The 23963-nt window shown below is 68.9% G+C and carries 21 protein-coding genes; 14 read left to right on the top strand and 7 right to left on the bottom strand.

Going from position 1 to position 23963, the window contains the following annotated elements; translation table 11 throughout:
* Positions 1–30: 30 nt before the first annotated feature.
* The 4 genes from EV651_RS17615 to EV651_RS17630 all read left to right on the top strand — a co-directional run bounded on the left by EV651_RS17615 (position 31) and on the right by EV651_RS17630 (position 5709).
* Positions 31–1851 carry a hypothetical protein gene (locus EV651_RS17615; protein ID WP_133786279.1) on the top strand — a complete coding sequence of 607 codons (1821 nt, stop codon included), beginning with the start codon at positions 31–33 and terminating at the stop codon, positions 1849–1851.
* A gap of 46 nt (positions 1852–1897) precedes the next feature.
* Positions 1898–2644, top strand: coding sequence for a 4-hydroxy-tetrahydrodipicolinate reductase (gene dapB, locus EV651_RS17620; protein WP_202870372.1), 747 nt, complete (start codon positions 1898–1900; stop codon positions 2642–2644).
* Position 2645: 1 nt separating this feature from the next.
* Positions 2646–3089, top strand: coding sequence for a hypothetical protein (locus EV651_RS17625; RefSeq protein ID WP_133786281.1), 444 nt, complete (start codon positions 2646–2648; stop codon positions 3087–3089).
* 109 nt (positions 3090–3198) lie between these two features.
* On the top strand, positions 3199–5709 hold the full coding sequence (locus EV651_RS17630) for a tetratricopeptide repeat protein (protein ID WP_133786282.1): 2511 nt from the start codon (positions 3199–3201) through the stop codon (positions 5707–5709).
* 371 nt (positions 5710–6080) lie between these two features.
* Here the strand turns inward: EV651_RS17630 and EV651_RS17635 are convergent, their stop codons facing one another.
* The 3 genes from EV651_RS17635 to EV651_RS17645 all read right to left on the bottom strand — a co-directional run bounded on the left by EV651_RS17635 (position 6081) and on the right by EV651_RS17645 (position 10024).
* Positions 6081–7778 carry an alpha/beta hydrolase gene (locus tag EV651_RS17635; protein ID WP_133786283.1) on the bottom strand — a complete coding sequence of 566 codons (1698 nt, stop codon included), beginning with the start codon at positions 7776–7778 and terminating at the stop codon, positions 6081–6083.
* A 361-nt stretch (positions 7779–8139) separates the two neighbouring features.
* Positions 8140–8742, bottom strand: a complete 603-nt coding sequence (locus tag EV651_RS17640) for a GNAT family N-acetyltransferase (protein ID WP_133786284.1) — start codon at positions 8740–8742, stop codon at positions 8140–8142.
* 97 nt (positions 8743–8839) lie between these two features.
* Positions 8840–10024: a DUF418 domain-containing protein gene (locus EV651_RS17645; RefSeq protein ID WP_238156990.1), complete on the bottom strand. Its 1185-nt coding sequence runs from the start codon at positions 10022–10024 to the stop codon at positions 8840–8842.
* A 162-nt stretch (positions 10025–10186) separates the two neighbouring features.
* Here EV651_RS17645 and paaA point away from each other — a divergent pair, with 162 nt between their 5' ends.
* The 6 genes from paaA to EV651_RS17675 are packed head-to-tail and all read left to right on the top strand — an operon-like array spanning position 10187 to position 14325.
* Positions 10187–11095, top strand: coding sequence for a 1,2-phenylacetyl-CoA epoxidase subunit PaaA (gene paaA, locus EV651_RS17650; RefSeq protein WP_133786285.1), 909 nt, complete (start codon positions 10187–10189; stop codon positions 11093–11095).
* Positions 11092–11403, top strand: a complete 312-nt coding sequence (paaB, locus tag EV651_RS17655) for a 1,2-phenylacetyl-CoA epoxidase subunit PaaB (RefSeq protein ID WP_133786286.1) — start codon at positions 11092–11094, stop codon at positions 11401–11403. The genes paaA and paaB overlap by 4 nt, the downstream gene beginning before the upstream one ends.
* Positions 11400–12134 carry a 1,2-phenylacetyl-CoA epoxidase subunit PaaC gene (gene paaC / locus EV651_RS17660; RefSeq protein ID WP_133786287.1) on the top strand — a complete coding sequence of 245 codons (735 nt, stop codon included), beginning with the start codon at positions 11400–11402 and terminating at the stop codon, positions 12132–12134. Before paaB ends, paaC begins: the two co-directional genes overlap by 4 nt.
* A complete protein-coding gene (gene paaD / locus EV651_RS17665; protein WP_133786288.1) occupies positions 12128–12607 on the top strand; it encodes a 1,2-phenylacetyl-CoA epoxidase subunit PaaD in 480 nt (159 codons plus the stop codon). Before paaC ends, paaD begins: the two co-directional genes overlap by 7 nt.
* A complete protein-coding gene (gene paaE / locus EV651_RS17670) occupies positions 12608–13693 on the top strand; it encodes a 1,2-phenylacetyl-CoA epoxidase subunit PaaE (RefSeq protein WP_133786289.1) in 1086 nt (361 codons plus the stop codon).
* Positions 13694–13719: 26 nt separating this feature from the next.
* Positions 13720–14325: a hypothetical protein gene (locus EV651_RS17675; RefSeq protein WP_133786290.1), complete on the top strand. Its 606-nt coding sequence runs from the start codon at positions 13720–13722 to the stop codon at positions 14323–14325.
* A 154-nt stretch (positions 14326–14479) separates the two neighbouring features.
* On the opposite strand, the gene argG is transcribed toward EV651_RS17675, so the two are convergent.
* The gene (argG, locus tag EV651_RS17680; protein ID WP_133786291.1) at positions 14480–15913 is read right to left on the bottom strand and encodes an argininosuccinate synthase; all 1434 of its coding nucleotides are present in this window, start codon (positions 15911–15913) and stop codon (positions 14480–14482) included.
* 435 nt (positions 15914–16348) lie between these two features.
* Here argG and EV651_RS17685 point away from each other — a divergent pair, with 435 nt between their 5' ends.
* The gene (locus tag EV651_RS17685) at positions 16349–17149 is read left to right on the top strand and encodes a metal-dependent hydrolase (protein ID WP_133786438.1); all 801 of its coding nucleotides are present in this window, start codon (positions 16349–16351) and stop codon (positions 17147–17149) included.
* Positions 17150–17155: 6 nt separating this feature from the next.
* Here EV651_RS17685 and EV651_RS17690 read toward each other — a convergent pair whose 3' ends face one another.
* Positions 17156–17668 (bottom strand): hypothetical protein, encoded by a 513-nt coding sequence (locus tag EV651_RS17690; RefSeq protein WP_133786292.1) that lies wholly within the window; start codon positions 17666–17668, stop codon positions 17156–17158.
* A gap of 218 nt (positions 17669–17886) precedes the next feature.
* On the opposite strand from EV651_RS17690, the gene dapA reads away from it, so the two are divergent.
* The 3 genes from dapA to EV651_RS17705 are packed head-to-tail and all read left to right on the top strand — an operon-like array spanning position 17887 to position 21569.
* On the top strand, positions 17887–18801 hold the full coding sequence (gene dapA, locus EV651_RS17695; protein ID WP_133786293.1) for a 4-hydroxy-tetrahydrodipicolinate synthase: 915 nt from the start codon (positions 17887–17889) through the stop codon (positions 18799–18801).
* Entirely contained in the window at positions 18798–20492 is a 1695-nt protein-coding gene (locus EV651_RS17700; RefSeq protein WP_133786294.1) for a ribonuclease J, read from the top strand. Before dapA ends, EV651_RS17700 begins: the two co-directional genes overlap by 4 nt.
* Positions 20493–20537: 45 nt before the next feature.
* The gene (locus EV651_RS17705; protein ID WP_133786295.1) at positions 20538–21569 is read left to right on the top strand and encodes a LacI family DNA-binding transcriptional regulator; all 1032 of its coding nucleotides are present in this window, start codon (positions 20538–20540) and stop codon (positions 21567–21569) included.
* Here EV651_RS17705 and EV651_RS17710 read toward each other — a convergent pair.
* Together EV651_RS17710 and EV651_RS17715 are read right to left on the bottom strand one after the other, a co-directional pair.
* On the bottom strand, positions 21543–22637 hold the full coding sequence (locus EV651_RS17710; RefSeq protein WP_238156992.1) for an acyl-CoA desaturase: 1095 nt from the start codon (positions 22635–22637) through the stop codon (positions 21543–21545). The two genes, EV651_RS17705 and EV651_RS17710, sit on opposite strands and share 27 nt — an antisense overlap.
* A 75-nt stretch (positions 22638–22712) precedes the next feature.
* Positions 22713–23792 carry an acyl-CoA desaturase gene (locus tag EV651_RS17715; protein ID WP_133786297.1) on the bottom strand — a complete coding sequence of 360 codons (1080 nt, stop codon included), beginning with the start codon at positions 23790–23792 and terminating at the stop codon, positions 22713–22715.
* Positions 23793–23963 lie beyond the last annotated feature (171 nt).

Here is a 23963-nt window from a genome sequence, read left to right on the forward strand (position 1 = left end):
GCTGTCGGGTGATGGCCTAGGGTTGCGGCCGTGAGTACGGTTTCCTCGGCAGGCAGACGGTTCGTCCTGCTTGCCGGGGTGATCGTCGTGGCCGGCGGGCTGGCGGCGTGGTGGATTCTCACCGCTGGCCGGGCCGCCAACGAGGGGTTCGACATCACCGACGAGGGCTACTACCTGCTCTCGTACCGGTGGTGGGACAGCAACCCGTTGGCGTTGACCGGTGTGCAGTATCTGTACGGCCCGGTCTTCGAGTGGTTCGGGTACGACATCGTGAAACTCCGGTTCTTCCGGCTGTTCACGGTGGTCGCCGTACATCTCCTCTTCGGCTACAGCTTCATGCGCTGGCTGCGTGGGCGACGGCCGGGGCTGCCACCGACCCGGCTGTGGGAGGCCGCGGGTACGGCGGTCATTCTCGCCGCGGGCGGGATGTGTTACAGCTGGCTGCCGCAGTCGCCCGGATACAACGATGTGGTGCTGCTCGGCGCGCTGACGCTGGTGTCCTGCGTGCTGTGGATGGGGGCCGCGGTCGATCGCGGTACGCCGGTCCCGTCCTGGATCTTCGTCGTCGCCGGACTGGTGATCGCCATGATGGTGCTGGCCAAGTGGACGTCGGTCGTGGTGATCGGACTGATCGTGATCACCGCGGTGGTCGTACTGGCCGGCCAGGGCGGGCGAGCCGTTGCCCGCGGCATCCTTTTCGCGCTCGGCGGTCTGGCCCTCGTGGCGCTCGTCGTACAGCTCTTCGTGGTCAGGCTGAACGTGGCGGTGCCGGGGATCCTGGACGTCAACAAGTTCATCGCCGGTACGTCGTACTCACCGGCCGAGCTGCTGCAGCTCTACTGGTCGAGCACGATCAAACTGATCGGTCGGACACTGAGCGCGCACGGCCTGCTCCTCCTGGCGACCGCCGTGGCGGTGATCGCCCGCTGGCGCCGGCTCAGGATCGCCGCCGCGATCTTCGCCCTGGCGGCACTGGTCCTTTCCGTACGCCGGGTGATCGTCGACGACGGCGCCGTCGGCGGCTCGCAACACATCCTGATGTACGCCGAGACGCTGCTGGCCGCCGTACTGGTCGCCGTTGTGGCCGCTGCCGGTGCCGTGATCGCGGGCCGGTTCGGGCTCACACCCCGCTCCCGGCTGAGCCGCGAGAACACGCGGACCTGGGTGATCCTCACGCTGCTCGTGCTGCTGCCGCTCGTGCAGGCGTTCGGCACGAACACCCCGCTGTTCACGATCGGCTTCAACGCGTTCGCCGCCTGGGCCGCGGTCATGATCGCGGTCCTGACCGGCATCTGGGCGGTACCGATCGTGGCGCGGGTGACCGTCGGACTGGTGCTGGTCGGGTCCCTGGTCGCGACGTCGACGATCGCGTACACCGGCCTGTTCCGGTACCCGTACCGCTCTGTCGGCCACTCGCAGCTGACCGCGGCCTCGACGATCCCCGCGGTGGACGGCCTGTACCTGTCGCCGCCGGCTGAGGAGAACTTCAGCCGCCTGGCCGCCGATCTCCGCCCGTACACCGATCCGCCCGGCCGGCCGATGCTCGCGTTCGACAAGATGGCCGGCCTGGTGCTGATGCTCGGCGGCCGACCGCTCGGCGAGGCGTGGATCGCGCCGAAGGAGCGTGCGCGGACCGCCGCCGGTATCGAGGAGGTCTGCCGGAAGGAGCGCCCGTCCAGGCCGCCGCTCGTCATTCTGAACCGCGAGATCTCCGACGTCGAGATCAACGCCCTGCGCGCCTGCGGGCTGGACTTTCACGCGGACTACGAACAACTTGCGCCGGCGCCGAAGACGATCGGTCTGCAGGTGTGGATACCGAAGGCCGAGCGGGCCGGCCACGCGGCCGGATGAGATCCTGGTGCCTTCGGTGCCGTGGGTTCGGACAGGAAGGTTGCGCATGATCAAGGTCGGTGTCCTGGGGGCCAAGGGCAGGATGGGCGCTCAGACGTGCCTCGCGGTCGAGGAGGCGGCCGACTGCGAGCTGGTCGCGCAGCTCGACCAGGGCGACGCGCTCGACGCGCTGACCGGGGCCGGCGCCGAGGTCGTCGTCGACTTCACCCGTCCCGAGGTCGTGATGGACAACCTGGCCTGGTGCATCGAGCACGGCATCCACGCGGTCGTCGGCACCACCGGCTTCGACGACGAGCGGCTCGCCACCCTTCGCGGTCTTTTGGAGAAGGCCCCGGAGACCGGCGTCCTGATCGCGCCGAACTTCTCGATCGGCGCCGTGCTGATGATGCAGTTCGCCGCGAAGGCCGCGCCGTACTACGAGTCCGTCGAGATCGTGGAGCTGCACCACCCGGACAAGGTGGACGCTCCGTCCGGCACGGCCCGGCGTACGGCGGAACTGATCGCGGACGCCCGCCGGGAGGCCGGCTCCGGCCCGATCCCGGATGCCACCACGACGGCGCTCGACGGCGCCCGCGGCGCGGACGTCGAGGGGATCCGGGTGCACGGCGTCCGGCTGCGCGGCCTGATCGCGCACCAGGAGGTGCTGTTCGGCGACGAGGGCGAGACGCTGACGATCCGGCACGACTCGATGGCCCGGGTCTCGTTCATGGCCGGCGTCCTGCTCGGCGTACGGCGGATCGGCGGCGCGCCCGGTCTGACCGTCGGGCTCGAGCACTTCATGGACCTTTCCTGAAATGAAGGCCAAGCAGACCGCGATCCTGCTGGCGGTCGTGTTCGTCGCGTACGCCGTCCTGATCGGCTGGCGGGGCGTTCTGCTGATCAAGGTCGGTACGCCGGTGCCGGTCGTGCTCGGGCTCGCGGTCCTGATCATCCCGCTGATCGGTGCGTATCTGGTCTGGCGCGAGATCCAGTTCGGCCGCCGGACCGAGGTGCTGGCGCGTGAGCTGGAGGCGGCCGGCGGTCTGCCGGTCGATGATCTGCCGCGCCGGCCGTCCGGCCGGGTGGACCGGGCAGCGGCGGACGAAGCCTTCGGGCGGTACAAGGCAGAGGCGGAAGCGGCCCCCGACGACTGGCGGGTGTGGTTCCGGCTGTCGACGGCGTACGACGCTGCAGGGGACCGGAAACGGGCCCGCGAGGCCATGCGAACGGCCATCGCGCACCACGGCCGGACCGCATGAGTTCGGGGGCAGTTCCCCGGGATAACTGACAACTGGGTGTGCAACGCGATACTTTCGCAGGTACGTGGCAGCCGCCACGTAAAGGTCGGAGACTGGGTGGGGCCGTCCTGTGCCATCAGACGGATCTCGCCGCGGCACGGGCGACGTACAGGGGGCTGGGTTCGGCGGGCTACTGCGCCGGCACCGACGGGAGGCGGGGCTGTCGCAGGAAGGGCTGGCCGAACGAGCCGGTCTCAGCGTCGACGCGATCGCGGCGTTGGAGCGAGGACGTCGGCGTGCGCCGCGGGCGCAGACGCTGCGCCTGCTCGCGGACGCGCTGAAGCTCGGTGAGCCGGAGCGGGCCCTGCTGGCCGCTGCGGCCCGCAAGGAAGCCGGCTCCGTACGGCTGCCGATGCGGCAACCACCCGCGCCGGCCAACGAGCTGATCGGGCGGACGACCGAGCTGACCGCGACGACGCGCCTGCTCGGGCAGCGATTGACTCGGTTGCTGACCTTGACCGGACCAGGTGGTGTCGGCAAGACCCGCCTCACCTTGGCACTCGCCGCCGACGTGGCGGACAAGTTCCCCGACGGCGTCTGCTGGGTGCCGCTCGCGTCGGTCACCGACTCCGCCGCGGTCGCTCTCGCCGTCGCCGCGTCCATCGGCATGCATCGGCAGGAAAGTCCGCGGCTGGTCGAGGACATCGCCGAGCAGATCGGCCGGAGCACCATGCTGCTGGTGTTCGACAACTGCTCGCACCAGGTCGCAACGGTCGGGCAGGTCTGCTCGATCTTGCTCGAGTCCTGCCCCAACCTGTCGATCCTCGCGTCCAGCCGGGAGCTGCTGCGGCTGGAGGGAGAGAGCGTGTACGTCGTACCGGCCCTGTCCCTGCCGCACGACGAGGACCGGTTGACGTCGTCGGAAGCGGTGCGGCTGTTCGTCGAACGCGCCATCGCCCGCGGCTACGACCCGGCCGGCGAGCTCGACCAGGTCGCGCGCGTGGTACGCCGGCTGGAGGGGATGCCGCTCGCGATCGAGCTGGCCGCGGCGCGGACGAACGTGATGACGATCGAGGAACTGGCGAGCGAGCTCGAGACGTCGTTCGGCATCCTGGCCGGCGGTCCACGCACCGCGTCACCTCGCCAGCAGTCGATGTACGGCGCGATCGAGTGGAGCCATGCACTGCTCAGCGAGGCCGAGCGGGACATGTTCGCCCGGCTGTCGGTGTTCGCCGGCGGCTGGACGCTGGGCGCGGCGGCAGCGGTCATGCCCGGTGGTGCGACCAGGGTCGAGGCTCTCGACGTCATCGGGCGGCTGGCCGACAAGTCGCTGATCCGGGTGACCAGGCGCGACGGTGTCGCGCGGTACTACATGCTCGGCGTGATCCGGGAGTTCGCGGCCGATCGCCTGCGGGCCGCCGGACAGACCGACGACGCCGCCGCGCGGCATGCGCAGTACTACGTCGGCCTGGCCGAGGAATCGGAGAGCCGGCTGCGTGGACCGGAGCAGGGGGCGTGGCTCGACCGGTTGGACGGTGAGCTCGCGAACCTGCGGTCCGCGATGGGGTGGGCGCTGCGGACCAGCTCGATCGACGAGGCGTTGCGGCTGGCCGGTGGGCTGTGGCTGTTCTGCTACCTCCGCGGGCACTACGCCGAGGGCAGCCAGTGGCTCGAGCGTGCCCTGCAACTCGGCGAATCGCTGCCGCCCGAACGGATCGCGGAGCTCGCGCCGGTGCGTGCGAAGGCCAACCTGGGCGCCGGGACACTGGCGTTCCTCCAGTGCGAGTACAACGCCGCGACCGAGCGACTGAACTCCGCCTTGCGGCAGTACAAGGAGCTCGGCGACACGTCCGGCACTGCGTTGGTGCTGCAACGACTCGGCGGTGTCGCACGCGAACGGGGCGACTACGAAGCGGCGGAGGACCTGCACTGCGAGAGCTACGACCTGTACGAGAGTCTCGGCGACCGGGTCGGAATGGCCTGGGCGCACAATTTCCTCGGCTTCGTGGCCTGGCTCCGCGGCGACCTCGAGACCGGCGCGCGCCGGTGCCGACGAGCCCGCGACAGTTTCCGGGCCATCGGTGACGGCGAAGGACTCGCCTGGTCGCTGATCAGCCTCGGCGCCATCGCGCAGTACGGCGGCGAACTGGCCGAGGCCGAGGATCTGCTGCAGGAGAGCCTCGCGCTGTCGCAACGGCTCGGTTATCGCGAAGGAGCCGCCTGGTCGCTGAACCAGCTCGGTATCGTCGAACGCCGGCGTGGCCTGACCGACCGCGCCGTACACCTGCTCGACGAAAGCCTGGCCGAGCATCGTGATCTGGGAGACCGGTGGCGGTCGGCCAGTGTGCTGGAGGAGCTGGCCGCCGTGGCACAGCAACGCGAGCGCAGCGAGTACGCCGCATTCCTGCTCGGTGCCGCCGACGGGGTCCGCGAAGTCATCGGGGCGCCGGTGCCGGAGATCGAGAAGGCCGGTTGCGAGGCCACCCGAGCCGCGGTCGAAGCGTCGCTCGAGCGGCGGGCCTTCCGGGCGGCTTGGTCGGCCGGCCGCGCGGCGCCACTGGCCGCGGTCGCGGACGGTTACCCGCCGCCGGAGTCCAGCTCCGGAGCCGCATCGGCGGAGCGGACGCGCGATCCGTTCTGAACCAGGCGTGCCTCGCGGAGCACCACGACCTGGGGGATCGACGATGCCCCGCGAGGGATCTGAGGGCGCGGATCCAGATTCGTGGCCCGGCCGGCTGTGTCCTCTGTCTGACCCCCCAGGCAGTCCCCCCACCTCACAGCCGGCCGAAGCCACGTCCGCGATGGTCGCCGGTCGTCGGGCCCTCCCAGTCGACGATCGGTTCCTCCGCGCTACCTCAAGACTGACGTGATCACACTGTGTCGCACAGGGACGGAACCCTGACATCGCCCTGACAAATTTGTCCTGACAACGAAATCCCCGGCCGGATTTCGCCGACCGTGACCGCCACCTGCCGGTCCGTAGGGGAAATGCAGTCCGCTGTCAAACGCTCGTCACGGCAGATAGCCGGAAACAGCTTTTGTGAATCCGGCGACCTTTCGTAAAGGAGCACCGGCGCCTTCGTCGAGACCGGGCTCCTCGGCCACTGGTGCGGGGATGCCTTCGCCGACGCAGCTGACGTCCTTGGCCGGCGCGATCCCGGTGGTGAGGAACGTGTTCACGATCCGGTCGGCGCAGCGGTTCACACCGCCGTAGATGCCGTGGTCGCCTTCGCGCGTGACGGTCAGCAGTCGCGAACCGGCGTACCGGCTGTGGGCCGCCGCGGCGAGGCTGTAGCTGGTCGCCGGATCGTGCACGGACTGCACCATCAGCGTTGTGGGCAAGCCTTTGCCGGTCGGTGTCGGCATGGTGAGGTTCGGGCGGTCCCAGTAGAAGCAGGGGTTCTCCGACATCGTCCAGCCGACCAGCGGGAAGTGCGGACCGAGGCGGGCGGCGAGCTGTTCGCCGTACTCGCGGCCTTGCGGCCAGGCCGTGTCGTTGCAGGTGATCGCGGTGAATGTCGCGTCCTCGGCGTCGTCCTCACCGAGCATCCGGAGGCCGACGGGGGACCGTCCGGCGCGCTCGACGAGTTGCTGCTGGCGGGCCTTCGAGAGCCCGTCGACCTTGCGTTGCGCGGCCCGCGGACCGCCCTTTGCCTGCGCCGCGGAAAGGTCATGGAGAAATAGCAGATCGGCCGCGAGGGAATGGAAGTCGAGCTTCGAGTACATATCCCCGGTCACCATCAGGTCCAGGGTGTTCTCGTCGTACCTGACATTGACCGCGCCGTCCAGGAACTCCTCGGTCGCGGGCTGCTCCTTGAGGGTCCGTCGTAACCGTTCGTACAGGCGGATGATCGCACCCGGTGACGAGCCGAGGTGCAGTTGGTCGTCGTACTTGGCCGCCCAGGGCGCGAAGTCCTCGCGGAACCGGCGCTCGAACGCCTGCGGCTGGCTGATGAACGTGTCCAGCCAGCCCTTGGTGAAGTCGGTGTTCGAGTCCAGCACGAAGCGTCCGACGTGCTCGGGGAAGTAGGTCTGGTAGTACGCCCCGAGCCAGGTGCCGCCGGAGTACCCGACGTAGTCGATCTTGTCGAAGCCGAGCAGCCGCCGGATCAGGTCCATGTCCTGCACCGTCTGCGCGGTGGTGATGTAGGGGAGCAGACCGCGGGACTGCTGGTCGCAGTACGTCTGTGCCATCTCCGAGGCCTCGGCGATCAGGTCGCGGGTCGCGGGAGCGCGGTCGCGCGCGTCCATCGTGAAGCCGGGGGCGCCGTCGCAGCTCACGTTCGAGCTGCCGCCGGTGCCGCGCGGGTCGAAGCCGACCGCGAGGTGATCCTTGGCGAGCGGTCCCTGGCTCGCGAGGTACGGCGCCATTCCGAGGCCGGCGCCGCCGGGTCCGCCGGGGTTGCCGAAGACGACCCGGCTCGCTTTGCCTTTGGCTGGCGCCACCTTGCTGACCGCGATCTGCAGGTCGTTCCCGGCGTACTGATTGGCCCAGTCGCGCGGGACGGTGATCTTCGCGCAGTACGTGCGGAGTTCGGCGTCGCCGCACTCCAACCAGCGCGGCTTCTGCTCAAGGTACTTGGCTGCCACCTGATGTGGCTTGTCGACAACGGTCGCCTCTTGCGTCGAGGCGGTCGCACCGGAACCGGGAACGACGAGAACGGCTGCAGCGGACAGGCCCAGGCCGACGGCCAGGGTGAGGTACTTCATGCAGACTCCAGCGGATGGCCAAGCGTGATCGGTCCGTGACAATCTGTCATGCCCACCACCGCCCGTCGAGCACCACCCCCGGCCCGTCGCCGATCACCGATGTGCTACCACCCGTCACCCCCCAAACCGGTTTGGGGAGGTGCTGCGCCGGGATTGGGGAGTGCTGCTGCCTGTTTCGGGGTGGTGAGGCTCCCCAAACCGGTTTGGGGAGGTGCTGCGCCGGGATTGGGGAGTGCTGCTGCCTGTTTCGGGGTGGTGAGGCTCCCCAAACCAGTTTGGGGCGCTAGTGCGTCATGTAGCGCGCGGTGACGGAATGGCGCGGTACGGCGGTACGGCGGTGTGGTCGGCGTATTGGGGTGGTTCAGGCCTCGCTGGGGTCGGTGTGGAGGCGGATCTGTTTGATGCGGACAGACTCGTCGCCGTAGAGGTCGAGTTCGCGGTGGGCGCCGTCGGGGGCCCAGCCGGCTTCGGTGTAGAAGGCGCGGAGTACGTCGTCGGTGGAGTTGACCCAGACGGTGACCCGGCGGAAGCCGTCGGCGCGGACCGTGTCGACGACGGCGTTCAGGAGCCGGGAACCGTGGCCGGCGCGGGTCGCCTCCGGGTTGACCGCCAGCTCGGCGATCAACGCGTCATGCTGCGGGTCGGCGTCCGGGTCGTCGGACGGCGTGATGGCCGCGAAGCCGACCAGCGTGCGACCGGCCAGCGCGACCATGACCCGGTTTCGCGCCTCGCCCGGAGCGAGCAGCGCGGCCCGCCACTGGGCCGCGAACTGCGCGGGGTTGAGATCGGCGAGGACATCGGCCGGCAGCAGCCCGGCGTACGCCGTACGCCAGGCCGCGACCTGGATCTCGCCGATCTCTCCTGCCTCCGCGGGCAGTGCGAGCCGCACGCTCGTTTCAGCTACCGGAGTGTCACCGGACAGATCCGAGAGGTTGGCCGGTTCCGGTACGCCGAAGTCACTCATGCTTCCGCCTCGCTGCGCTCGACTCCAGCATGAGTGACAGGTCAGCTCTGCTTTTTGTTCGCTCGCTGCGCTCGCTCATGACCGCAATCCTCGCAAGTCAGTACACGAGCTTGCGCAGCAGGGTCTCGGCCGGGCCGCGGTAGGAACGCCGGCTCATCGCGTAAGCACCGGCGACCGAGAGGACCCAGACACCGATCGCGACCAGCGCCGCGGTGTACGCCGTGCTCCCGAACCGCAGGTCCAGCGTGAACGGGGCCAGCAGGATCATCCACGAGACCGACTGGAACAGGTATCCGGACAGCGACCGCTGGCCGAGTGCGGAGATCGCACGGACCGGCAGCGACAGCTTACGGATTCGCAGGACGATCAGGCCGAACAGAGCGACGTACCCAGGTCCGCCGAACATGCCGGACACGTGGGACAGCAGGCTCAGCGCGTCCACCGCACTCTCGTCGACGTGCATCCAGCCGGCTCCGACCAGTGCGAGCGGCAGGCCGCCCAGGACGGTGAGGCCGAGACCGCCGACGGCCACCCGGGTGAGCAGGGTCTTGTGGGCGCCCGGGTTCTCCAGGATCTGCTTGCGGGCGGCCCAGATGCCGAGCCAGACAATGATGATGAACGGGAGGACGCTGGCGGCGTGCAGCGGGTACTCGTGCAGCCGGTCGACCAGGCTGCCCAGGTAGGACGAGGCGGCCAGCGACGGGTTCGGGGAGTTCGTCAGCGCGTGCGCGGGGCCGGAGCTGTTGACGATCGCGAGCGCGGCCTTGGCCCCGACGAACAGGACCTCGACGGCCATGAACACCCAGAGCGCGAGGACGATCCGGTGGAACTTGTCGCCGCGGTTGAGCAGGAACAGCGTGCAGATGATGCCGACGATGCCGTAAGCGCCGAGGAAGTCGCCGAAGTACAGCAGTGTGGCGTGGACGACGCCGAAGCCGATCAGCCAGGCGTTGCGCTTGAGCAGGATCCGCCGGACGGCGCCGGTGGTGGCGCCCGAGGACCGCTGCCGCCGGGCCAGCTGCACGAGGCCGTAGCCGAACATCACCGCGAACACCGGGTACGCCCGGGCGTCGACGAAGGTGAGTTTGAGGAAGTTCAGGATGCGCTCGAAGCCGTGCGGCGCGCTCTCCACGCCGGGCTGGCCCGCGAACGCGAAGTTGGCGCTGTTGGCCAGGCCGATCAGGAGCAGCATCGCGCCGCGGATCAGGTCGGGCGCGAGCGCGCGCTCCCGGCCGGTGACCGGTCCGCGATGATCGACGGCCGGGAGGGTGGTTGTGGTCACGGGATCCTCCGAAAATTGTGCAAGGGTTGCGCTGTTGACTCAATCCTCGCGACCCCGGCCGGACCTCCCCAGTGCGTCAAACCCACCCCCCGGGTGGGTCCAGCACCACCTTTGTGACACTTGTTGTTGATTCTGAGAAAAAGTGTCACATATGCTGTCGATATGGACTTCCAGGCGACCATCGACGCCGACGGCCGGATCGAGCCGCGGGACGCGATGCCGGACGGGTACCGCAAGACCCTGATCCGGCAGATCGCGCAGCACGCGCACTCCGAGATCATCGGCATGCAGCCGGAGGGCAACTGGATCAGTCGCGCGCCGTCGCTGCGCCGCAAGGCGATCCTGATGGCGAAGGTGCAGGACGAGGCCGGCCACGGTCTCTACCTGTACGCCGCCGCGGAGACCCTCGGCGTGGATCGCGCGGACCTGCTCGACCTGCTGCACAGCGGGAAGCAGAAGTACTCCAGCATCTTCAACTACCCGACCCTGACCTGGGCCGACATCGGTGCGATCGGCTGGCTGGTCGACGGCGCGGCGATCGTCAACCAGGTCCCGCTCTGCCGCTGCTCCTACGGGCCGTACGCGCGGGCGATGGTGCGGGTCTGCAAGGAGGAGTCGTTCCATCAGCGGCAGGGGTTCGAGATCCTGTACACGTTGTCGAAGGGCACCGAGGCGCAGAAGGCGATGGCGCAGGACGCCTTGAACCGCTGGTGGTGGCCGTCGCTGATGATGTTCGGCCCGCCGGACGCGGCGTCGACGCATTCGGAGCAGTCGATGGCGTGGGGGATCAAGCGGCACAGCAACGACGAGCTGCGGCAGCGGTTCGTGGACATGACCGTGCCGCAGGCCGACGTACTCGGGCTCCGTGTCCCTGATGACGGACTGGTGTACGAGGACGGGCACTACCGGTTCACCGAGCCCGACTACACCGAGCTGTACGACGTGGTGAAGGGCAACGGTCCGTGCAACCAGCAGCGGCTGTCGCATCGCGTGAAGGCGCACGAGGACGGCGCCTGGGTCCGCGAGGCTGCCGCTGCTTATGCGGCCAAGAAGGCGGTGAAGGCTGCATGAACGAGCGGAGCGAGTTCATCATCAAGCACAGCGTCGAGCCGCTCTACGAGGTGTTCGTGCGGTCGCGTCGTGGGTTGTCGCACACGCATGTGGGCAGCTTGCATGCGCCGGACGCGACGATGGCGTTGCGGAACGCGCGGGACGTGTACACCCGCCGCCAGGAAGGCGTGTCGATCTGGGTGGTGCGGGCGTCGGACATCACCGCGTCCTCGCCGGACGAGAAGGACGAGTTCTTCGACCCGGCCGGCGACAAGGTGTACCGGCATCCGACGTTCTACGAGGTGCCGGAAGGTGTCGAGCACCTGTGAACGACCTGCTCGAATACACGCTTCGCCTCGGCGACGACGCGCTGATCGCGGCGCAGCGCACCGGCGAGTGGATCGCGGCCGCTCCGCAGCTCGAGGAGGACGTTGCACTCGGCAACATCGCGCTCGACCAGTTGGGGCAGGCGCGTTCGCTGCTGCAGTACGCCGGCTCGCTGGACGGTCGCACCGAGGACGAGCTCGCGTACTTCCGGGACGAGCGCGAGTTCCGGAACCTGCAGTTGTGCGAGCTGCCGAACGGCGACTTCGCGTTCGCGATGGCACGGTTGCTGTACTTCGCGACGTACCAGCATCTGCTGTACGACGAGTTGCGGTCATGTGCTGACGAGACGCTGGCCGGTGTGGCGGGGAAGGCGGTCAAGGAGGTCGCGTACCACGTCGACCATGCGACGCAGTGGGTGCTGCGCCTGGGCGACGGGACCGAGGAGAGCCACCGGCGGATGCAGGCTGCGCTGGACGCGCTGTGGCCCTACACCGCTGAGATGTTCGCATCGGACGACGTCGTACGGCGGCTGTCGGTCGCTGTCGATCCGTCCACGCTGGCGGAGGAGTGGACCCGGCGCGTGACTGCGGTCATCGACGAGTCGACGTGTGATCGGCCCACGTCGTCGTACCAGCACTCCGGCGGTCGTTCGGGTCGTCATACCGAGCACATGGGCTATCTGCTGGCCGAGCTGCAGCACGTGGCGCGTTCGCATCCGGGTGCGACATGGTGACCGACGCCGCGATCCTCGAAGCAGTAGGTGAGGTTGTAGATCCCGAGGTGCCGGTGCTCACGATCGCAGACCTCGGCGTGCTGCGCGGTGTGCGGCACGAGGGCGACGAGGTCGTCGTCACGATCACCCCGACGTACTCCGGCTGTCCCGCCATGGACCTGATCCGCCACGAGGTCGAGCTGACCCTTCAGGCGCTGCAGGTCGACGGGCGGGTCGAGACCGTGCTGTCGCCGGCGTGGACGACCGACTGGATGAGCGCCGCGGGGAAGGCCAAGCTGACCGAGTACGGCATCGCCCCGCCGACCGGTCGCCGTGCTGCTGGCGGACCGGTGACGCTGGCGCTGACCGTGCGTTGCCCGTTGTGCGGTTCACCTGACACGACCGAGCTCAGCCGCTTCGGCTCGACCTCCTGCAAGTCGCTCTGGCGCTGCAACTCCTGCCGCGAACCCTTCGATCACTTCAAGGCGATCTAGATGACGACTATCGCCCCTCGCCGGCGCGCAACGTTCCACTCGCTGAAGGTCGCCGCGATCGAGCCCGTCACCGACGACGCGGTCGCGATCACCTTCGCCGTGCCGCCGGAGCTTGCGGACGAGTACGAGTTCGTCGCCGGCCAGCACCTCACGATCCGCCGTACCGGAGAAGAGGTACGCCGCAGCTACTCGATCTGCTCGGCCGCGGGATCAGGCGTGCTGCGGATCGGCGTGAAGCGCCTCCCCGGCGGCGAGTTCTCGTCGTACGCCGCCAAGGACCTGAAGGTCGGCGACGAACTCGAGGTGATGACCCCGCTCGGCCGCTTCGGTACGACGTTCGACGCCGCCAACGCCAAGCACTACGCGTTCGTTGCCGCGGGCAGCGGAATCACGCCCGTACTCTCGCTGGTCGCGACGGTCCTCGCGATCGAACCCGACAGCCGGGTGACCTTGCTGTACGGCAACCGGACCACGGGTTCGGTGATGTTCGTCGACGAGTTGGCCGACCTGAAGGACCGGTACGCCGAGCGGCTGCACCTCGTGCACGTGTTGTCGCGCGAGACGACCGAGGTGGAGCTCTTCAGCGGCCGCATCGACGCGGACCGTCTGCGGCGCATGTTCGCGACGATCCTCCCGCTGGACTCCGTCGACGAGTGGTTCCTCTGCGGCCCGTACGCGATGGTCGTCGGCGCGCAGGACCTCCTGCTGTCCGAGGGTGTCGCGCGCGAACACGTCCACGCCGAGCTCTTCCATGTCGGCGACGAGGCTCCGAAGGCGCCGATCGAGGAGACGGCCGTCGACGAGGACGCGGCCCAGGTGACGGTGATCCTGGACGGCCGCCGGTCGACGTTCGCGCTGGGGGAGCACTCGAAGGCGGTGCTGGACGCGACCCTCGCCGTACGGTCCGATGCTCCGTTCGCGTGCAAGGGCGGCGTGTGCGGCACGTGCCGCGCCAAGGTCCTCGACGGCAGCGTCCGCATGGACACGAACTGGGCGCTGGAACCCGACGAGCTCCGCGCGGGCTACGTCCTCACCTGCCAGTCCCACCCCACGAGCCCCGCCGTGACCCTCGACTTCGACGCCTGACCCCGCGACCTGGTTCACTCCGGCGCATGACCGATCTGATTCGCGCGCCAGAGCCGATCACGACCGAGGAGCGTGACTTCATCGCCAGGGTCGAGAACACGATGCGGCCGGCGTTTCTCGACGCGATCGCTCGCGAGTACGCGCCACGCGAAGGACCGGTGGCTGGGATCGCGGAGCGGATGTCCGCCGCGGCTCCTGGACATCGCCTGCAGACGGCCGTCGAGGCGAACATGGACGCGAGCCGTCACTTCGACGCGTTGCCGGCCGAGGAGCGGTCCGCGGCCGCTCAGCAGGCTGCGCTGGTCACCGCAAGGACGATCGACGCGAGGCTGACCGTGCAGGCCGCCGACGGGCGGTTGGGTGAGCTGGCCGGCAAGGGCGCGGACCGCCTGCTCCGGGGAGAGTACGAGAAAGTCGCACACGAGGCCGGTGGCCAGGCCGGCATGGTCCTGGGCGGCGCGATCAACCGCGCGCGCTACCTGCAGGTAGCCGAGATCCAGCGCCAGGCCGGCGCGGGCGTGACGCCACCCGCTGCGGGGTCCCGGCACACGTCCGGCACAGTCGACGCCGTAGCCGCGAAGCCGCCCGACCGCGCCAAGGACACCCGCCACCAACCGCACGTGCGCGGCTGACGGGCAACCGGCCATCACGCCGGCCTTCGACGCCTGACTCCTCGCCCCATTTGCCTGGCCGACCCATCAGGTCGGGGGTTCCTCATCCTGGTTGAGGGTGAGGAACCCCCGATATCCCTGGTGGGCCAGCCAAATGCGGGTGGGCGGGGTGAGGTCAGTCGGTGCCGGACTCCATGGCGGCGCGGTCGAGGAGTTCGTCCTCCTCGGTGGCCTCGCCGCGGGAGGCGATGGCTTCGGCGCCGCCCGTCGGGAGTTCGCCGATCAGTTCGGTGGACGACGCGAGCGCGGGGTTGGACGAGCCGAACATCCCGAGACCGGCGTACTGCTCCAGCTTCGCGCGCGAGTCCGCGATGTCCAGGTTCCGCATGGTCAGCTGGCCGATCCGGTCGACCGGGCCGAACGCCGAGTCCTCGATCCGCTCCATCGACAGCTTGTCCGGGTGGTAGCTGAGTGCGGGGCCGGTGGTGTCGATGATCGAGTAGTCCTCGCCGCGCCGGAGCCGGAGCGTGACCTCGCCGGTCACCGCGGTACCGACCCACCGCTGCAGTCCTTCCCGGACCATCAGCGCCTGGGGGTCGAGCCATCGGCCTTCGTACATCAGCCGCCCGAGCTTGCGGCCTTCGTTGTGGTAGCTCGCGATCGTGTCCTCGTTGTGGATCGCGTTCACCAGCCGCTCGTACGCCGCGTGCAGCAGCGCCATCCCGGGCGCCTCGTAGATGCCCCGGCTCTTCGCCTCGATGACGCGGTTCTCGATCTGGTCCGACATGCCGAGCCCGTGCCGGCCGCCGATCGCGTTGGCCTCCAGGACCAGGTCGACCGCCGTACCGAACTCCTTGCCGTTGATCGTCACCGGCCGGCCCTGCACGAAGCCGATCGTGACGTCCTCGGCGGGGATCTCGACCGTCGGGTCCCAGTGCGCGACGCCCATGATCGGGTCGACCGTCTCCACCCCGGTGTCGAGGTGCTCGAGGGTCTTCGCCTCGTGGGTGGCGCCCCAGATGTTCGCGTCGGTGGAGTAGGCCTTCTCGGTGCTGTCGCGGTACGGCAGGCCGTGCGCGACCAGCCACTCGGACATTTCCTTCCGGCCGCCGAGCTCGTGCACGAACTGCGCGTCCAGCCACGGCTTGTAGATCCGCAGCTGCGGGTTCGCGAGCAGGCCGTAGCGGTAGAACCGCTCGATGTCGTTGCCCTTGAAGGTCGAGCCGTCGCCCCAGATCTGGACGTCGTCGTCGAGCATCGCCTTGACCAGCATCGTGCCGGTCACCGCCCGGCCGATCGGGGTGGTGTTGAAGTACGTCCGCCCGCCGGACCGGATGTGGAACGCGCCGCAGGCCAGCGCCGCGAGCCCTTCCTCGACGAGCGCCGCACGGCAGTCCACGAGCCGGGTGATCTCGGCCCCGTACGCCGTCGCGCGGCCGGGGACCGACCCGATGTCGGGCTCGTCGTACTGCCCGAGATCAGCGGTGTACGTGCACGGGATCGCACCCTTGTCCCGCATCCACGCAACCGCAACCGACGTGTCGAGACCACCCGAGAAGGCAATCCCGACCCGCTCACCGACCGGTAAAGAAGTAAGCACCTTGGACACAGGAAAAGTATGCACCACTCTGAATGATTATGCAAAGCCATCGAGCGCGCCCCGCCCACCACCGCGCCGACCATGAGCCCGCCCACCACCGGGGTGGGAGTGCGGTCCGTCCATCGCCGGGTGGCGTGTGGGTCCGCGCACCGCGTCGGCGTGGGGCCGCCCACCGCGGGTGGGGTGTGGGGCCGCCCACCGGCGGGTGGGGTGTGGGTCCGCGCGCCGCGTCGGCGTGGGGCCGTCCACCACCGCGTCGGGCGTGGGCCGGCTCGCTGCGCGTCGAGCGTGGGCTTGCCTCCCAGCGCCGAGTGGGGTGGGGTCGACCTCCCTGCAGCCCCGCCGAGCGGAGTGAGGCGGGAGGTTGTCTGCGTGGCTGGTGGGAGCGGTGGGGCTGATGGGGGAGGATGTGGGGGAGTGAGTGGAGGGGTGAGGCGCGGGATGATGGGGCGGTCGCATGCTTTGTCGGGGTGGTGTGCCGGGTTGGCGGTGGCGCCGCTGGTCGGGATGACCTCGGTGGCGGAAGTGGTGCCGTTCGCGGCGGCGACCGCCGGGTACGCGCTGGTGCCGGACCTGGACCATCCGGGGGCGAGCGCATCGCGCCTGCTCGGTCCGGTGACCCGGCTGGTGTCGGCGGCGGTACGGGCGTTCTCCGGCGTCCTCTACAACGTGACGAAAGGCCCGCGCGACGAGGAGAGTACCGGCAAACACCGGCACGCGACGCATACGCTCGTCGCCGCGATCCTCCTGGGGATGCTCGCCGCAAGCCTCGGCGACCGCGGCAAATGGGCAGTGCTGGCTGTCGCGGTGACCGGCCTCGTCCTGGCCGCCGACGCGCTCGGGGACTGGATCGTCCTTGCCGTCCTCGCCGCAGCCGGCTGGTCGATTATCGGCACCGGCGACGCGCTACCCGGCACAGCCGCAGCCGATGCTCTGCAGGCCGGCCTCAGCCAGATCGGCGGCTGGATCGGCGCCGCGGTGGCCGTCGGCATGTTCGTTCACTGCCTAGGGGACAGCCTGACCCGCTCCGGCTGCCCATGGCTCTGGCCGCTCCCCATCCGGGGCGAGACCTGGTACGAGATCCGCCTTCCGAAGCCACTCCGCTTCAGCACCGGCAAGTGGTTCGAGCACGTGGTGATCGTGCCGGTGCTCACCCTCGGCGGCGTACTACTTCTCCCCGGTGGTCTCCAAGCGCTGCAGCAACTGTTCGACGCGACCTCGATCTGGCTCGCCGGTCAGTCCTGAAGCCGGTCAGTCCTGAAGGCGGCCGGTCAGGTACGACGGAATGCCGCCGGACTCGAGCGCCGCCGCGAACCGCCGCTGGTTGCGCTCGCCCGGCCAGGCCTCCCAGAAGAACAGTGGCAGAGCGATGACCGCCCCGAGCAGCACGACCCAGAAGCTCTCGGCGACGAACGACAGCGCGACGGAGATCAGGAACACGGACTCGCAGATCGCGAACCGGGTGAAGGTCGACGTGGTGAAACGCCGCCACGAGTCTGCCTGGACCTCGGCGGCGGGGCGGTTCGAGTACTCCAGTGGGGGAGCGCGGAAGCCGACCAGTTCGCAGATGGAGTACGCGCCGACCGCGGCGGCGAGCACCACCAGCATCGGCCAGCTCTGCGGGAAGTCGCCGATCCCGTCGGTGGCGAGGACGAACCACAGGGCGAGCGTCATGACCGGGATCACCCCGGCCATCGACGCGCACACCATGATCAGGCTCTGGCGGGCCGCCGGCGCGGCAGGAGTGGCAGATGGTGTCGACACGCCGATGAGACTAAAGCATCGGATCATTCACACACTGCATCGATCTGACTACCAAGAGTATTTGCAGAAGTTTTTCCGGATTTTTTTGGTGGAAGCTGTAACGACTACCGAGCGGGGCCCGATAGGACGAGTGAGCCTGGTGGCTGCCCGGACCCCCGAGCGGACAGCCACCAGGCCTACCCATTTCTTCAGGGTTCGGGAGCGGTAATCTGAGGCCCATGTCCTCGCCAGCATCCACGCCTTCGTCAACGCCGCCGTTCGGCCGTTTGACGACCGCGATGATCACCCCGTTCCGGCCTGACGGCTCCCTCGACCTGGACGCAGCCCAGAAGGTCGCGACGTACCTCGTCGACGGCGGTAACGACGCCCTGGTGCTGAACGGGACCACCGGCGAGGCGCCGACCACGTCCGACCAGGAGAAGGTCCGGATCATCGAGGCGGTCCGTGAGGCCGTCGGTGACCGCGCCAAGCTCGTCGCCGGTGTCGGGACCAACGACACCGCGCACACGATCGAGTGCGCCAAGCAGGCCGAGGCCGCCGGCGCGGACGGGCTGCTGGTCGTCACGCCGTACTACAACAAGCCTCCGCAGGAAGGGCTGCGCGCGCACTTCACCGCGGTCGCCGACGCCACCGGCCTGCCGAACATGCTGTACGACATCCCCGGCCGGGCCGGCGTGGAGATCAGGTCCGAGACCTTGATCACGCTCGCCGAGCACCCGCGGATCGTCGCGGTGAAGGACGCCAAGGGCGACATCGCCGGGACCACCAAGGTGCTGGCGAACACCGATCTGTTCTACTACTGCGGTGCCGACGAGCTGAACCTCGCCTCCTTGGCGATCGGCGCGGTCGGCATCGCGAGTGTCGTGGCGCACGTGGCAAGCCGGGAGTACCGGCAGCTGATCGACGCCGTGGTGGCCGGCGACCTCGCAGGAGCACAGGAAATTGATCGACGGCTGGTGCCCGCCGTCGAGACGATCATGACCAGGACCCAGGGCGCCATCATGGTGAAGGCCGCGCTCAAGCTGGCCGGCGTCATCGAGCATGCGACCCTCCGGTTGCCGCTGGTTGAGGCGACCGCCGAGCAAGTGGACTGGCTCACCACCGACCTCAAGACGGCAGGACTGATTGCATGAGCCATCCCCATCCAGATCTCTCCGCGCCCGGACCTCTCGCTCCGGGCGCTTTGCGGGTCATCCCGCTCGGCGGCCTCGGCGAGGTCGGCCGGAACATGACGGTGTTCGAGTACGACGGCAAGTTGCTGATCGTGGACTGCGGCGTACTCTTCCCCGACGAGAACCAGCCCGGCGTGGACCTGATCCTGCCGGACTTCGAGCCGATCCGGGACCGGCTGGACGACGTCGTCGCGGTCGTCCTGACGCACGGCCACGAGGACCACATCGGCGGGTTGCCCTACCTGCTGCGTGAGCGGGGCGACATCCCGGTCGTCGGGTCGCAGCTCACGCTCGCGCTGCTCGAGGGCAAGCTGAAGGAGCACCGGCACCGCAACGTGCCGCAGCAGACCGTGGTCGAGGGCGAGAAGCTCCAGATCGGGCCGTTCGTCTGCGAGTTCGTCGCGGTCAACCACTCGATCCCGGACGCGCTCGCGGTCGCGATCAAGACGCCGGCCGGCGTGGTGCTGCACACCGGTGACTTCAAGATGGACCAGCTGCCGCTGGACAACCGGATCACCGACCTGCGAGCGTTCGCGCGGCTCGGCGAGGAGGGCGTCGACCTGTTCATGGTCGACTCCACCAACTCCGAGGTGCCCGGCTTCACCACCCACGAGCGCGACATCGCGCCGGTCCTGGACCGGGTCTTCACCAAGGCGAAGAACCAGCGCATCATCGTCGCCTGTTTCGCCTCGCACGTGCACCGCGTGCAGCAGGTGATGGACGCCGCGGTGAAGCATCACCGCAAGGTCGCGTACGTCGGCCGCTCGATGGTCCGCAACATGGGCGTGGCCCGGGACCTCGGCTTCCTGAACGTACCCGGCGACACGCTGATCGACATGCGTGACCTGGACAACTACCCGCCGGAGCAGGTGGTGCTGGTGTCGACCGGTTCGCAGGGCGAGCCGATGTCGGCGCTGTCCCGGATCGCCGCCAACGACCACAACGTCGTACACCTGCAGCCGGGTGACACCGTCGTACTGGCGTCTTCCCTGATCCCGGGCAACGAGAACTCGGTGTACCGGGTGATCAACGGCCTGATCCGGCACGGTGCGAACGTGATCCACAAGGGCAACGCGCTGGTGCACGTGTCCGGTCACGCGAGCGCGGGCGAGCTGCTGTACTGCTACAACATCGTGAAGCCGCGCAACGTGATGCCGGTGCACGGCGAGGTCCGGCACCTGCACGCGAACGCGGACCTGGCGGTCCAGACCGGCGTACCGCGGGAGAACGTGGTGGTCGTCGAGGACGGCGTGGTGGTCGACCTGATCGACCGCAAGGCCGTGGTCGCCGGCAAGGTGGACTGCGGGTACGTGTTCGTCGACGGCTCGACCGTCGGTGACATCACCGAGACCTCGCTGAAGGACCGCCGGATCCTCGGCGACGAGGGCTTCATCTCGGTGATCGCGGTCATGGACTCGGTGACCGGCAAGCTGACCGCCGGCCCGGAGATCCAGGCCCGCGGGTTCGCCGAGGACGACACCGTGTTCGACGACCTGAAGCCGAAGATCGAGGCGGAGATCGAGAAGGCGATCGGCAGCGGGCTGGACGACATGTATCAGCTGCAGCAGGTGATCCGCCGGGTGGTCGGCAAGTGGGTCAGCGACACCCACCGCCGTCGGCCCATGATCATTCCTGTCGTGGTCGAAAGCTAGTCACCCGGTGTAACCTCTGCGCGACGACGAAAGGGTGGGCCGGCGATGAGTGTCAGCGGGGTGAACGGGACGGGCCAGCGCCGGCCCACGATGAAGGAGGTCGCCGCCCGGGCCGGGGTCGCGTTGAAGACCGTGTCCCGGGTGGTGAACGAGGAACCGAACGTCAGCCCGGAGCTGACCGCCAAGGGCCAGGCCGCGATCAAGGAGCTCAACTACACCCCGAACGAGTCCGCCCGGATGCTGCGCCGCGGCAAGACCGGGACGATCGCGGTGGTGATCCGCGACATCGGCGATCCGTTCTTCGCCTCACTCGGGCGCGCGGTCGAGCTCTGGGCCCGCTCGTCCGGTTCGGTCGTGATGATCGGCCTGACCGACGAGGACCCGGAGCGCGAGCGGGAGGTCTGCCTGGAGTTCGTGGCCCGGCGGCCGGACGCGCTGATAATGGCGCCGATCGGGGAGACCCAGGAGTACCTCGCGCCGCACGTCGACGCCGGGATGGCGGTCGTCACGATCGACCGTCCCGCGCACGGGATCGAGGCGGACGCCGTCCTCGCGGACAACGCCGGCGGGATCGACCAGGCGATCGACCACCTGGTCCGGCAGGGTCACCGCCGGATCGCGTACCTCGGTGACGACGAGCGGATCTTCACCGCCCGCGAGCGGGTGGTGGCCTACCGGGCGGCGATGGCCCGGCACGGGATCGTCGTCGACGAGGACCTGGTGCACCTGTCCGAGCCGACCACCGAGGGCATCGGCATCACGCTCTCGGCCGTCCTCGACCGCTCCGAGCCGGCCACGGCGTTGCTGTCGGCAAACAACATGACCACCGCGGAGGTGCTGCGAGGTCTCGCGGGCCGGCGCGACCAGGTAGCGCTGGTGTCCTTCGACGACCTGGCGCTCGGGGACCTGCTCAGCCCCGGCCTGACCGCGGTCGCGCAGTCGGCCGACGTGATGGCTCGTACGGCGATCCAGCTGATGACCGAGCGCCTCCCGGAGCCACACCGCCCCGGCCGGACCGTCCGCGTCCCGGTGAAACTGACGATCCGCGGCTCAGGCGAGATCCCGCCTGCCCGCTGACGGTCCGCCTGCTGACCCGCCCGTTGACCGCAGTTCGGCGGCCAGGGGGCAGTCGAACGGGTCGCGGGCGCGGAGGCCGACGTTGTTCAGGTAGTCCACGACGACCCGGTACGACGTGAACAGGCCGACCTCGGCGTACGCGATGCCGTGCTGCTCGCAGTACTCGCGGACGATCGGCCGCACCCGCCGCAGCGTCGGTCGCGGCATGCTCGGGAACAGATGGTGTTCGATCTGGTAGTTCAGCCCGCCCATCGCGAAGTCGGTGAGGAGGCCGCCGCGGATGTTGCGCGACGTCAGGACCTGGCGGCGGAGGAAGTCGAGTTTCATGCCGGCCGGCACGATCGGCATGCCCTTGTGGTTCGGGGCGAACGCGGCGCCGAGGAAGACCCCGAACACGGCGAGCTGCAGACCGAGGAACGCGGTGGCCTTTCCGGGCGGCAGCAGGAAGTAGAGCGCAGCGACGTACACCGCGATGCGCGACGCGACGACGGCAGCGTCGATCCGGTCCGCGCGGCTCGCGCCGCGGCGGAGGAGGTGCGTCAGGCTGGACGCGTGCAGGCCGACGCCTTCGAGGGTGAGGAGCGGAAAGAACAGCCAACCCTGACGTGCGGCGAACCAGCGGCCCACCGGTCCGCGTTCGACGACGGCGTCGGGCGTGAAGGCGAGCACCTTGAGCTGTACGTCGGGATCGCGGTCCGCCTGGTTGGGAGCGGCGTGATGCTTGTTGTGCTTGCTGCGCCACCAGCTGACGCTCATCCCGAGGATGCAGCCGGCGAGGATCCGCGCGGTCCAGTCGTTGCGGGCGTTGGAGTGGAAGATCTGCCGATGGGCGCTGTCGTGGCTGAGGAACGCCACCTGCACCAGCACGAGCGCCAGCGCACCGGCGAGCCAGAGCTGGTGCCACGAGTTGCCGAGCAGGACCATGCACGCGACGACCGCGAGCAGGGCACCCAGGACGATGCTCATCCGGGTGACGTAGTAGCCCTGCCGCCGCCTGAGCAGACCGCGGTCGCGAACGGTCTGCAGGAGATCGGTGTAGAGGCTGACGTATTGCTGCTGGGCACTCACCTCGGTCAGCCTAGTGACCTCGCGCAACGTCACCTGTGCGGACACATGACCCGACGAGGTCGGGTCGGCAAAGTCCTACCGCCCGTACTGCGAGGCCAGCGGGCAGTCGAACGGGTCCCGGGCGCGCAGACCGACGTTGTTCAGGTAGCCGACGACGATCTTGTACGACGTGAACAGGCCGACCTCGGTGTACTTCACTCCGTGCAGTTCGCAGTACTCGCGGACGATCGGCTGGACCTTGCGCAGCGTCGGCCGCGGCATGCTCGGGAACAGGTGGTGCTCGATCTGGTAGTTCAGCCCGCCCATCGCGAAGTCGGTGAACAGACCGCCGCGGATGTTGCGCGACATCAGCACCTGGCGGCGGAGGAAATCGAGCTTCATCGTCTTGGGGACGAGCGGCATGCCTTTGTGGTTCGGGGCGAACGAACCGCCGAGGCAGACGCCGAAGACGGCGAGCTGCAGCCCGAGGAACGCTCCGGCCTTGCCGATCGGCAGCACGAGGAACAACACGGTCAGATACCCGGCGAGCCGGGTGACCACGATCGCGGCCTCGATGCGCTCGACCGTGCTCGCTCCGCGCCGGAACAGGTGCTGGATGCTCGAGACGTAGAGGCTCAGGCCTTCCAGGGTCAGCAAGGGGAAGAAGAGCCAGCCTTGGCGGCGGGTCAGCCAGGCCTGGAAGCCCTTGCGTCTGCCGACGTGCTCAGGGGTGAAGGCGACGACCCCGATGTCGATGTCCGGGTCCTTCCCCAGCTGGTTCGGCGCGCCGTGGTGGCGGCTGTGCTTCGACTTCCACCACGCGGCGCTCATCCCGACTAGACCACCGGCCAGCAGGCGGGCGGTCCAGTCGTTCCAGGCGGCAGAGTCGAAGACCTGCCGGTGCGCGCTGTCGTGGCTGAGGAAGGCGACCTGCGTGAGTACCAGCGCCAGTGCACCTGCCATCAGCAGCTGCAACCAGGAGTTGCCGAGCAGTCCGACGCCGACCCAGACACCGGCGAAGGCAGCCAGCACCAGGCCGATCCGGGTGAAGTAGTACCCACGACGCCGCCGGAGCAGTCCGAGTTCGCGGACGGTCCGGAGCAGGTCGGTGTAGAGGTGGGTGTACTTGTTCTGAGCCCGCAAGGGGTCATGGTCTTCGGCAAGAAGCTGCGACATGGGAACGCCCCATTCCAGTAGTGCATCGGCCGATGCGCTACCAGGTCTGGGGCAGCGTCACAAGGAGGTGCTGAGGCCTTCAACGGAACCACGCCAGGTAGCCGCACGCAAGGCGGTGGCCGAGGCTCGGGGGTGATTTGAGGCTCAGTTCGCCCGGCTGTCACCTGACTG

Origin of the sequence: Kribbella sp. VKM Ac-2571 (genome assembly GCF_004362255.1) — a bacterium.
GTDB lineage: Bacteria > Actinomycetota > Actinomycetes > Propionibacteriales > Kribbellaceae > Kribbella > Kribbella pratensis.

Excerpts from the sequence above, each read along its gene's own strand:
- dapB (WP_202870372.1), top strand. The coding sequence starts at position 1,898 with ATGATCAAGGTCGGTGTCCTGGGGGCCAAGGGCAGGATGGGCGCTCAG.
- EV651_RS17625 (WP_133786281.1), top strand. The coding sequence starts at position 2,646 with ATGAAGGCCAAGCAGACCGCGATCCTGCTGGCGGTCGTGTTCGTCGCG.
- EV651_RS17635 (WP_133786283.1), bottom strand. The coding sequence starts at position 7,778 with ATGAAGTACCTCACCCTGGCCGTCGGCCTGGGCCTGTCCGCTGCAGCC.
- EV651_RS17640 (WP_133786284.1), bottom strand. The coding sequence starts at position 8,742 with ATGAGTGACTTCGGCGTACCGGAACCGGCCAACCTCTCGGATCTGTCC.
- paaA (WP_133786285.1), top strand. The coding sequence starts at position 10,187 with ATGGACTTCCAGGCGACCATCGACGCCGACGGCCGGATCGAGCCGCGG.
- paaB (WP_133786286.1), top strand. The coding sequence starts at position 11,092 with ATGAACGAGCGGAGCGAGTTCATCATCAAGCACAGCGTCGAGCCGCTC.
- paaD (WP_133786288.1), top strand. The coding sequence starts at position 12,128 with ATGGTGACCGACGCCGCGATCCTCGAAGCAGTAGGTGAGGTTGTAGAT.
- paaE (WP_133786289.1), top strand. The coding sequence starts at position 12,608 with ATGACGACTATCGCCCCTCGCCGGCGCGCAACGTTCCACTCGCTGAAG.
- EV651_RS17675 (WP_133786290.1), top strand. The coding sequence starts at position 13,720 with ATGACCGATCTGATTCGCGCGCCAGAGCCGATCACGACCGAGGAGCGT.
- EV651_RS17685 (WP_133786438.1), top strand. The coding sequence starts at position 16,349 with ATGGGGCGGTCGCATGCTTTGTCGGGGTGGTGTGCCGGGTTGGCGGTG.
- dapA (WP_133786293.1), top strand. The coding sequence starts at position 17,887 with ATGTCCTCGCCAGCATCCACGCCTTCGTCAACGCCGCCGTTCGGCCGT.
- EV651_RS17700 (WP_133786294.1), top strand. The coding sequence starts at position 18,798 with ATGAGCCATCCCCATCCAGATCTCTCCGCGCCCGGACCTCTCGCTCCG.
- EV651_RS17705 (WP_133786295.1), top strand. The coding sequence starts at position 20,538 with ATGAGTGTCAGCGGGGTGAACGGGACGGGCCAGCGCCGGCCCACGATG.
- EV651_RS17715 (WP_133786297.1), bottom strand. The coding sequence starts at position 23,792 with ATGTCGCAGCTTCTTGCCGAAGACCATGACCCCTTGCGGGCTCAGAAC.